This is a genomic window from Pseudomonas edaphica, assembly GCF_005863185.1.
In the GTDB taxonomy this organism is placed as follows: Bacteria; Pseudomonadota; Gammaproteobacteria; order Pseudomonadales; family Pseudomonadaceae; genus Aquipseudomonas; species Aquipseudomonas edaphica.
This window is the reverse complement of record NZ_VBVZ01000849.1, coordinates 1-2,092: the sequence shown is the minus strand read 5'-3', so window position 1 is coordinate 2,092 and position 2,092 is coordinate 1. Positions and strand designations below refer to the sequence as shown.

General features: G+C 58.1%; 2 protein-coding genes and 1 pseudogene. 2 read left to right on the top strand and 1 reads right to left on the bottom strand.

The window, feature by feature from the left end; translation table 11 throughout:
• Positions 1 to 241: 241 nt before the first annotated feature.
• Together FEM54_RS31285 and FEM54_RS31280 are read left to right on the top strand one after the other, a co-directional pair.
• Positions 242 to 688: pseudogene (locus FEM54_RS31285) on the top strand (thioredoxin family protein); the annotation flags it as partial.
• A 93-nt stretch (positions 689 to 781) separates the two neighbouring features.
• Positions 782 to 1,849, top strand: coding sequence for an AI-2E family transporter (locus FEM54_RS31280; protein ID WP_017135286.1), 1,068 nt, complete (start codon positions 782 to 784; stop codon positions 1,847 to 1,849).
• A 31-nt stretch (positions 1,850 to 1,880) separates the two neighbouring features.
• On the opposite strand, the gene FEM54_RS31275 is transcribed toward FEM54_RS31280, so the two are convergent.
• Positions 1,881 to 2,063: a hypothetical protein gene (locus FEM54_RS31275; RefSeq protein WP_017135285.1), complete on the bottom strand. Its 183-nt coding sequence runs from the start codon at positions 2,061 to 2,063 to the stop codon at positions 1,881 to 1,883.
• Between the last annotated feature and the right edge of the window lie 29 nt (positions 2,064 to 2,092).

Sequence of the window (2,092 nt, the reverse complement as noted above, 5' to 3'; positions counted from 1 at the left end):
GCGTAAAGGAGCTGGCACACGCATTTATTGATCCAGGTCGGGCTTTTGCGGGTTTTGTATCGCTGTGTATCGGCGGGTGCCGTTCGACACAGGCGTGATACCTCAGAGGGGTTCAATAGGCACTCTGCGACTCGACAAGGTAATCACCATGCGACCTATCACATTCCTGTTTACCAGCCTGCTGCTGGCTTTCGCTCTGACCGCAAGCTGGATGGCCAGTGGCGAGAGCAAGCAACCTGCGGGTGCCACGCCGTCGCTGGCGGGAGCGGTCGAATGGCTCAACTCACCGCCTCTGAGCCTTGAAGCGCTCAAAGGCAAAGTAGTGCTGGTGGATTTCTGGACCTATGACTGCATCAACTGCCGGCGTGCGCTGCCCTACGTCAATACCTGGGCCAAACGCTACGAAAAAGACGGTTTGGTGGTGATTGGCGTACACACGCCCGAATACGCGTTTGAGCACATCCCGGCCAACGTCAAGGAACAGGTGCGCAAGCTGGGCATCGGTTATCCGGTGGCTATCGACAATAACTACGCGATCTGGCGCAGCTTCGATAACCAATATTGGCCGGCCCACTACCTGATCGATGCCAAGGGGCACGTGCGTTACAGCCACTTCGGTGAGGGACGCTACGAGGCTCAGGAACAGGTGATTGAAGTACTGTTGAATGAGGCCAGGGCGATTCAATGAGGCGGTCTACGCTTGAAGGGCACTCCCAGGTTCTGCCGCGGACTAAGCAACAGGGCCGCTGAAGGCCCTCTGCTTTTCTGACATGGACCGGACATGAACCAAACCAACCTTCAATTCAAAACCCTGCTGTTATTGCTGGCCCTGGTGACCATCGCCTTTATCTGGATATTGCTGCCGTTCTATGGCGCGGTGTTCTGGGCGGTCATCCTTGGCATCATCTTCGCCCCGATGCAGCGGCGCCTGCAGCAACGCTTCAGCTGGAACCGCAACCTGACGTCCCTGGCCACCCTTACGGTATGCCTGGTGATCGCAATTTTGCCGGTGATCATCACCAGCGTGCTGCTGGTGCAAGAGGGCGCCACCCTCTATAAAAATATCGAAAGCGGCAAATTGGACGTGGCGGGGTATATCGAACAGTTCAAGAACATCCTGCCGCCTTATTTCCAGCATCTGCTCGACCGCTTCGGCATGGGTAACCTGGAGGGGCTGCGGGAAAAGATCGTCAAGAGCGCCATGCAAGGCAGCCAGTTCTTTGCCACCCAGGCGTTCAGCTTCGGCCAGGGCACGTTTGATTTCCTGGTGAGCTTTTTCATCATGCTGTACCTGCTGTTTTTCCTACTGCGTGACGGCCCGGAACTGGTGCGCAAAGTACGTACGGCGGTGCCGTTGGCCGAGCCGCAAAAGCGCCGGTTGCAACTCAAGTTCAATCGGGTGGTACGTGCGACCGTCAAGGGCAACGTGTTGGTCGCCGTGACCCAGGGTGCGCTGGGCGGTTTGATCTTCTGGTTTCTGGACATTCCCAGCGCGTTGCTCTGGGCGGTGTTGATGGCGTTTCTGTCGTTGCTGCCAGCCGTCGGCGCTGGGATCGTGTGGGGGCCGGTGGCCGCCTACTTCCTGTTGAGCGGTTCGATCTGGCAGGGCGTAGTACTGGGCTTGTTCGGCGTGTTCGTGATCGGGCTGGTGGACAATGTATTGCGCCCGATCCTGGTGGGCAAAGACACCAAGATGCCGGATTACCTGATCCTGATCTCGACCTTGGGCGGCCTGTCGGTGTTTGGCTTGAATGGCTTTGTGATCGGGCCGCTGGTGGCGGCGCTGTTTATGTCCAGTTGGGCGTTGTTTGTCGAAAGCAAGCCGCGGGTCAAACTGCCATTGCCCTAGTTCTCAGGCGTGAGTTTTCAGGCCAGAGGCTTCAGGCATGGAGCCTGAAGTTCGACACCTGCTGTTGCTGTTGTTGCGCAGCGGACAGCGAGGTGAGCGGGCCGCTGATGGTTTCGCCATCGCGTACTACATACCAGCAGGCCAGCAACCCGAGCTCCCGGAGTGGGGCGGGGACGGCACTGCCGACAACGGACATGATTTGAACAGTAGGCATAGGCACCTCCAAAGGTATGGGGGCCACCT